Origin of the sequence: Siccirubricoccus deserti (assembly GCF_014283215.1) — a bacterium.
GTDB lineage: Bacteria > Pseudomonadota > Alphaproteobacteria > Acetobacterales > Acetobacteraceae > Siccirubricoccus > Siccirubricoccus deserti.
The window spans coordinates 1-7,489 of record NZ_JACOMF010000112.1; the positions used below are offsets into that span (position 1 = coordinate 1).

The window sequence follows — 7,489 nt, forward strand, 5'->3', positions numbered from 1 at the left end:
GGGCGCGTAGATCTTCGGACAGGGTTCTCGCCATGCAAGCTGGCCTCCGTGCCCAGCAGGCACGGTGAATCAGATTTCGCGCCGGGCGGGAATCCTCAGCGACTCTGAATGGTCAGATTTCGCTCTAACCCATCCCCGTCTCGCCACCGTTGCCAACCCGCGAAGCGAGTCACCCCATCGCTCATTCAGCAAAACGTTTCGTAGAGGTCCCCTATGAATGTGAGCGCGATGTATGGTCCGTCCTCAATCACGATGGCTGCCGGCGCGGCTCACCGCACGCGCGGCAATTCTTCGAAGGTGTGGAAGGGCGGCGGCGAGCTCACCTGCCATTCCAACGTGGTGGCGCCCTCGCCCCAGGGGTTGGCGGCCACCCTTTCGCCGTGCCGCAAAGTGGCCCAGACGACATAGCAAAACACGAAGAAGGAGGCCCAGGCGATCACCCCCCCCACCGAGGCGACGAAGTGCCAGCCCCAGTAGGCATCGGGGTAGTCCGGGTAGCGACGCGGCATCCCCTGGGCGCCGAGGAAATGCATCGGGAAGAACAGGATGTTGGTACCGACGAGGAAGCTCCAGAAATGCACCTTGCCCCAGAACTCCGGGTATTGCCGGCCGCTCATCTTGCCGATCCAGTAGTAGTAGCCAGCGAAGATGCCGTAGGCCGCGGCCATCGCCATGACGTAGTGGAAATGGGCGACGACGTAGTAGGTGTTGTGCACGATGACATCGAGCCCCGGGCTCGCCAGCTTTACGCCGGTGACACCGCCGATGGTGAAGGTGAAGATGAAGCCCATGGAGAAGAGCATCGGCGTCTTGAACTGGATGGAACCGCCCCACACGGTGGCGATCCAGGAGAAGATCTTGATGCCGGTCGGCACCGCGATGACCATCGTCGCTGCGCCGAAATAGGCTTTGGTGTCCACCTCGATGCCTGAGGTGAACATGTGGTGGGCCCATACGACGAAACCGACCACGCCAATGGCGACCATCGCATAGGCCATGCCGAGGTAGCCGAACACCGGCTTGCGGCTGAAGGTCGAGACAATGTGGCTGATGATGCCGAAGGCTGGCAGGATGACGATATAAACTTCGGGGTGGCCAAAGAACCAGAACAGGTGCTGGAACAGCACCGGGTCGCCGCCGCCGTCCGGCCGGAAGAACGCCGTGCCGAAGTTGCGATCGGTGATCAGCATGGTGATGGCGCCGGCCAGCACCGGCACCGCCAGCAGCAGCAGGAAGGCGGTGACCAGCATCGACCACACGAACAGCGGCATCTTGTGCAGGGTCATGCCCGGCGCGCGCATGTTGAAGATGGTGGCGATGAAGTTCGAGGCGCTGAGGATCGAACTGGCGCCGGCCAGATGCAAGCCAAACAGCGCCAGATCCATCGATGGGCCGGGGTGGTACTGGGCATCCGATAGCGGGGGATAGAGCGTCCAGCCGGTGCCAGGACCGCTTCCCACGAACAGGCTGACAGTCAACATCAGATAAGCCGGCACCAGCAGCCAGAAGCTGATGTTGTTCAGCCGCGGGAAGGCCATGTCCGGCGCGCCGATCATGATCGGCACGAACCAGTTGCCGAAGCCGCCGATCAGCACCGGCATGACCACGAAGAAGATCATGGTGAGCCCATGGACGCTGACCCAGGCGTTCCAGGCCTGGCCGTCGGCGAAGTACTGGATACCCGGCTCGGCGAGCTCAAGCCGCATGACCATCGACATGGCCACCGCGATGAAAGCGGCGAAGAGCGAGAAGATGATATAGAGGGTGCCGATATCTTTGTGGTTCGTCGAGAAGAACCAGCGGGCGACGAAGCCCGGCCGGTGGTCGTGCTGGGCGTCATGCGCCCCCTGCGGCGCCGCTGTCGTGTGCGTGTCCGCCATCATTGCCACTCCTGAAGGTGTTCGGGCGAAGCGTGCTTGGACCAGAGTAAGCAACGCTGCCGCGAAGCCCGGGGAAGAGCCGATCGCCGCTGCGGGGCGATGAACAGGCAGCGATTACATGACCCGTCCAAAGCCGAAGCCGCGCGGCCGGGAGCACGCCGCGGCGCACAGCGCCCCCTCCGCCTATGTTCCTGGCGCCATCGACTTGCCGGTCCGCACGACGCCCCGCCTGCCGGTCAGGCCGGCCGGGAGATCAGCGGCTGCACAGCATGCAGATCTGTGGCAATCAGCAGACAGGTCTCCCGCACCTCAGTCGTCGGCGGCAGCAGGTCCGGCACCATGATGACCTGCATGCCGGCGGCATGGGCAGCGCGGACCCCGTTGTAGGAGTCCTCCAGCGCCAGACAGCGTTCCGGGCGACGGCCCAGCACCTGCGCGGCGCGCAGGAACAGGTCGGGATGCGGCTTGCCGCGGGCGACGTCGTCGCGCGTCACGACCGCGTCGAAGCGGCCCAGGATCCCGGTGCGGCGCAGATGATGGTGGGCTTTCGCGCGGCTGGAGGAGGTCGCCACCGCCCTGGCCATGCCGACGCCATCGAGATGGTCCAGCAGTTCTGGCACGCCGGGCTTCAGCTGCAGCGAACCGGCGTCGATCAGCGCGCCCATCTGCTGACTCGCGGCCGCCAGGAAGTCGTCGGCGGGAAAATCCGGCCCGAAGCGTTCCGCCACCAGTATCCGGCAATGGTCGGTGGGAACACCGATCATCGCATGACAGAACTCCTCCGGCGCATCAAGGCCCATCTCGGTAGCGGCCTGGGCCAGGCCGCGCATGGCCAGGCTCTCGGTGTCCAGCAGAAGCCCGTCCATGTCGAAGACAACGGCGTCGATCCGCAGCGCGGTCACTGGCATGACGTCCATCACGCGGCCTCCAGGGTGGCGGCAGCAGGCGCGTTGGCGAGCAGCGCCGCCACCACGGCCCGCGGCCCACGACACTGAAGATCAGCGACGGCAGCAGTCAGCGCGGCCCGGAACGAACCCAACCGCGGCAACTCCGGCCCGAAGACATCCTCCATTTCCAGGACGGCGTCGGTGAGGCGCGCCGCGTCGTTGCCCGCCGCGAGCCCGAGGAGCCGCAGCCGTCCCGCCATCGGGTCCTGCATCTCCACTGCATCCTCCGGCCCTGGCTGACGGGTCACGCAGCACACCCAGGCCGCGATGGCGAGCAGCGTGCAGGTCGCCGGCCTTCCAGCCTGCAGGTTCTCCCGCAGGGCGGTGAGCAGCCGCGGCTGCAGCTTGCCCGAACCGTTCCGGCCGACCCGGCCGAGTTCGTGCGCGATGCCAGGGTTGCGCCAGCGTTCCAGCAGCTGCCGGGCGTAGGCATCGATGTCGTGCTGGCTCGGTGGCAGGGTGGGCTTCTGCTCCTGCAGCATGAAGCGCAGGGCGAACTCAGCGAATAACGGCTCCGCCACCACATCGGCAACCGTCCGCAAGCCGGCCAGCGCCCCGAGGTAGGCGATAGCCATATGCGTCCCATTCAGGAGCCGGAGCTTGGAGGCCTCCCACGGCGCCACATCCGGCACGAATTCGGCGCCCGCCGCATCCCAGCGCGGGCGCGGGCCGTCGAAATTCTCGATCACCCATTGGCGGAATGGCTCGGCCGCGATCGGCGCGGCATCGGCTAGGCCCAGCATGGCGGCGGCATCCGCGCGGTCCAGCTCGGTCGCCGCCGGCGTAATGCGATCGACCATCGAGTTCGGAAATTGCACCGCGCAGCCGATCCAGCTCGCCAGCCGGTCGTCGGTCAGGGCGGCGTAATCCATTGCCGCCTGCCGCAAGGTACGGCCATTGCCGGGAAGGTTTTCGCAGGACAGCACTACCGGCGGCCGTCCGCCCGACGCACGCGCCGCCGCCAACCCGCCAACCAGCACACCCAGCGCACCGCGCGGCGAGGCGGCAAGCAGGTCGCGTCGGACATCGGGATGGCTGGGGCAGAGCCGGCCGGTCGTCGGGTCGAGGCAATAGGCCGCGGAGGTCACGGTCAGCGTCACGATACGGATGGCGGGGTCGGCGAAGCGGGCCAGCAGCGCGGGCATGTCCTCCGGCGCGAAGCCGACCTCGCGCAGTGTGCCGACCACCTCCGCCCGCAGCCCATCGGGACCACGCTCCAGCACGGTGTAGAGCCCATCCTGCGGCTGCAGCGCGTCCCGCATCGCGGGTCGCTGCAGGCTGGTGGCCGCAATGCCCCAGGGTGGCGGGGCGGCGCCCGCCTCCGCCTCAATGGCGCGCTGGGTGAAGACCGCCTGGTGCGCCCTGTGAAAGGCGCCACACCCTATATGCAGGATGCCGGGCCGGAGCGCTGCGACGTCAAAGCCCGGCCGCCGGACAGCCCGTGGCAGGTAGTCCAGCGTGGCAAGGGAGAGCGGCGGTGCCGCGGTGACCTGCAGGCTGCTGCTACCTGCCAGGCGGAGATAGTCGCCCCTCAGGGCGGATAGCGTGGCCAATTTCGGATCGCCTTTCCGGCCCGTTCGGCGGAATGCCGGACCGAAGCCGGATAAGCCGCGCCGGCGGGCAGGGTTCCGGCTTATTCCTCAGGCGAATACTAAATAAGGCCAGTGTACGATGCCGTACGTCCAGAAAGCCAAGTGGCGGCCTGAACTAAATGAAGAGCTGCCGTGGATCTATTCTTGACCTCCCACGCCACTGCTCAGGTCACATTAGCGGGTATTGATGCAGCCTTTGCGGTCCGGCGACGCTGATCGGACGGCCCTGGGCAGCAGGAACCAGGGCAGGGGTCGAGGGAAATGCCGATGCGGAAGAACCTTGTCCTGGCGCGCGTCGGGCGCAACTCGCTGCATCGCAGCTGGATCGATGCCAGCAAGCCGCGCGACTGGGATCTCCGTCTCTGTCCTTTCCAGGAGATCGCGCCGCAGGACGATCTGGACTGCATCCAGGGCGAGGTGATCCCTGGGCCGAAATGGACTGGACTGCGACAGCTGCTGAACAGCTGGGATGGCTGGCGGAACTATGAGCAGATCTGGCTGCCGGATGACGACATCCTCGCAAGCCAGGACGCCATCGGCGCCATGTTCGACGCGGCGCGGCGGCTGGACTTCAAGCTGTTCGCCCCCGGGCTGCACGAAGCTTCACACTTCGCGCATTTCATTGCCATGCGGAACCACCGCTTCTTCGCCAGGCGGGTCGGCTTCGTCGAGATCATGGTGCCGGGCTTCAGCCGCGCGACACTGGAGCAGCTTCTGCCGACGCTCGATCTAACCACAACGGGCTGGGGCTGGGGCCTCGACTCGCTGTGGCCGAAGCTGCTGGACTACCGTGACCTCGGAATCATCGACGGAGCCCCCGTGCTGCACACCAGAGCGGTCGGCCAGTTCCGCGATGCCGAGCTCGGCCGGCGCGTGCTGGAGGAATCCGACCGGATCCTGGCGGGCAATGCCTGCGGCCAGCGGATGGTCACCTTCGCCGGCATCGGCCCCGATCTGCAAGAGATGCGGCTGGACCCTGACGCATTGCTGGTCGCGCTGGTTGAAGGCTGGCAGTACCTGTTCCGCCAAGAGCCCCGGATCCTGCACTGGATCGTGGCAGCGCAGGAGCCGCTGTCCGAATGGCCTTCCTATCCCGTCGCCGGCACGCCCGTCAGCCCGAGATGAGGCTGCCGGCCGGATGGGAGTCCCACCCCTTCGACCTCACATACCCTTGAGTTCACGGAATCGAGAGTATACGATGCGGCTGCCGCAAGGAGCCGCAGCCATCGCCTGCGTTTCCGGAACGAAGCGGCGTCCTCGATTAAGGATTCCGCACAGTGCCTGGCCTCAATCCGTTTGGGTTGCTGACGTTTCATTTCGGCCTTTATCAGCTGTCCGTCGCTCTCGCCGGGGGCTTCGTGGGCGCCTACATGTTGAAGCTTGGCTTCAGCCTGCCGGCCGCACTGGTCCTCTACGCCGCCCTTCTGGTGGTGCGGTTTGGCCTGCGCTTCCTGGCGCTTGGCGTGGTCCGGCGCCTCGGGCTGCGCGGCGCGATGATGGCGGGCGCGGCGCTCGCCGCCCTGCAGTTTCTGCCGCTGATGCTGGCCGATATTCCGGCCTGGCTGCTAGCTTGGCTGCTGGTGGTCTCGCTGGCAGAGTCGCTCTACTGGCCGGTCTATCATTCAGCGGCGGCAGTCATCGGCGGCGCCTCCCGCGGGCGGGAGTTGGGGATCAGGACCGCAGTGGGCGCGCTGGTTGGCGTGCTGGGTCCCCTGGTCGGCGGCATGCTGCTGTCACGCTTTGGGCCGGCGGCCGGTTTCGGCGTCGCGGGCCTGCTCGCGCTGCTATCGGTCCTGCCGTTGATGCGGCTGCCCGAGATCCCCGCCGGCCGCATCCCCGACCTGCGCCAGTCCATGCGCCTGGCGGACCGCGCCGCCATCGCTACCTTCGCGGCCGATGGCTGGATGGCCTCGGGCCTCGCCATTGCCTGGCCGATGGTGCTGTTCCTTGCCCTTGGCTCGCACTACGAGGCTTTCGGTGTTGCCAATGCGGCGGCGGGACTGGTCGGCGCGGCAACGGGGATCGCCTGCGGGCGCGCCGTGGATCGGGGTGAACGCGACCGCTACCTCGTCCTCGTCTGCGTCGCATTGGCGATGAGCTTCATGCTGCGCGTCGGCGTAAGCTGGTCGCCGCTCGCCGCCACCATGGCCAACGCGACCGGCGCGGCGGTGATGGGGCTCTACGTGCCCGTGCTGATGAGCGTGGTCTATGATAGGGCGAAGCGGTCCGGCGCGGCGTACGGCTTCCATTTCTCAGCTGAAGCAGGATGGGATATCGGCGCGGCCTCCGGCTGCCTGGTCGCGGCGCTGCTGACCTGGGGGACGGGCCTGCCGTCGCTCGCGGTCCTGCCGGCGGCGCTTGGCATCGTGGGCATTTATTGCTGCGTGCGTAGCCGGCCGGCCGCGGTCGCTCCCGCGCTGCCACCGCGGATTCGCGCCGCCTGATACCGCAGTGGTGTACTGCATCCGGATGCTGAGACAGCCTGCTGCGCTGTTCAATCGACCAAGGGTAAATTGCCTGACGAGCATGGAGCAAGGCTGCGTTGCTCGGCACGGATCTGGTTCGGGGGTGCGGTGGCCGTGCCGGACGACGAGCCAGGTGGCGTTGTAGTGGCGACGAAGTCCTACAAGCCGTGCCGCAGGTCCTCGACGGTGTTCGAGGTGTGCACCCAGAGGAAATTCTCCTTCTGGGTGCGGATGAAGCGCTCGGTGACACCATTGCCTTCCGGCTGGCGGACCAAGCAGAGCGAGTTCTCGAGGCCGAGGAAGGCAATCTCGTCCTGGAAGTCACCCGGCATATAGTTCGAGCCGTGGTCGCCGCGCAGGCTGAGGCCCTTGGCCGCGTCCCGCTCGACGCGGCCGAAGTGGCGTAGGACGCCCTGGCGTACTGGTTCCTAATCATCTGCGACCCATTGGACGGCGACGATCGCCGCATAGCCTTCAACGAGGTGTCTCAAGCACTGCGGGCAGCACACGGCGGCGGGATCAAAGCGCCTGCGCCAGCGTTTAATATCGTAACCGCGCCACACCGAGCTACCATCGCGGCCGAGCGGCATCCTTGTCCGTAGCCC

General features: G+C 66.7%; 6 protein-coding genes. 2 read left to right on the forward strand and 4 right to left on the reverse strand.

Annotated elements, in window-relative coordinates; translation table 11 throughout:
* Positions 1-269 precede the first annotated feature (269 nt).
* The 3 genes from ctaD to H7965_RS27835 all read right to left on the reverse strand — a co-directional run bounded on the left by ctaD (position 270) and on the right by H7965_RS27835 (position 4,380).
* Positions 270-1,880: a cytochrome c oxidase subunit I gene (ctaD, locus tag H7965_RS27825; RefSeq protein WP_186773789.1), complete on the reverse strand. Its 1,611-nt coding sequence runs from the start codon at positions 1,878-1,880 to the stop codon at positions 270-272.
* Between the two features lie 236 nt (positions 1,881-2,116).
* Complete coding sequence (locus H7965_RS27830) at positions 2,117-2,782, reverse strand: HAD family hydrolase (RefSeq protein ID WP_229682831.1); 666 nt, start codon at positions 2,780-2,782, stop codon at positions 2,117-2,119.
* 14 nt (positions 2,783-2,796) lie between these two features.
* Positions 2,797-4,380 (reverse strand): mannitol dehydrogenase family protein, encoded by a 1,584-nt coding sequence (locus H7965_RS27835; RefSeq protein ID WP_186773791.1) that lies wholly within the window; start codon positions 4,378-4,380, stop codon positions 2,797-2,799.
* Between the two features lie 306 nt (positions 4,381-4,686).
* On the opposite strand from H7965_RS27835, the gene H7965_RS27840 reads away from it, so the two are divergent.
* Together H7965_RS27840 and H7965_RS27845 are read left to right on the forward strand one after the other, a co-directional pair.
* Positions 4,687-5,544 carry a hypothetical protein gene (locus tag H7965_RS27840; protein WP_186773792.1) on the forward strand — a complete coding sequence of 286 codons (858 nt, stop codon included), beginning with the start codon at positions 4,687-4,689 and terminating at the stop codon, positions 5,542-5,544.
* A 152-nt stretch (positions 5,545-5,696) separates the two neighbouring features.
* Positions 5,697-6,863 (forward strand): MFS transporter, encoded by a 1,167-nt coding sequence (locus tag H7965_RS27845; protein WP_186773793.1) that lies wholly within the window; start codon positions 5,697-5,699, stop codon positions 6,861-6,863.
* Positions 6,864-7,042: 179 nt separating this feature from the next.
* Here H7965_RS27845 and H7965_RS27850 read toward each other — a convergent pair whose 3' ends face one another.
* Positions 7,043-7,216, reverse strand: a complete 174-nt coding sequence (locus H7965_RS27850; RefSeq protein ID WP_186773794.1) for a hypothetical protein — start codon at positions 7,214-7,216, stop codon at positions 7,043-7,045.
* Positions 7,217-7,489: the final 273 nt, after the last annotated feature.

What these genes read in the sequence shown, in the direction of transcription:
- ctaD (WP_186773789.1), bottom strand. Translation starts at nt 1,880, where the DNA reads ATGGCGGACACGCACACGACAGCGGCGCCGCAGGGGGCGCATGACGCC.
- H7965_RS27840 (WP_186773792.1), top strand. Translation starts at nt 4,687, where the DNA reads ATGCGGAAGAACCTTGTCCTGGCGCGCGTCGGGCGCAACTCGCTGCAT.
- H7965_RS27850 (WP_186773794.1), bottom strand. Translation starts at nt 7,216, where the DNA reads ATGCCGGGTGACTTCCAGGACGAGATTGCCTTCCTCGGCCTCGAGAAC.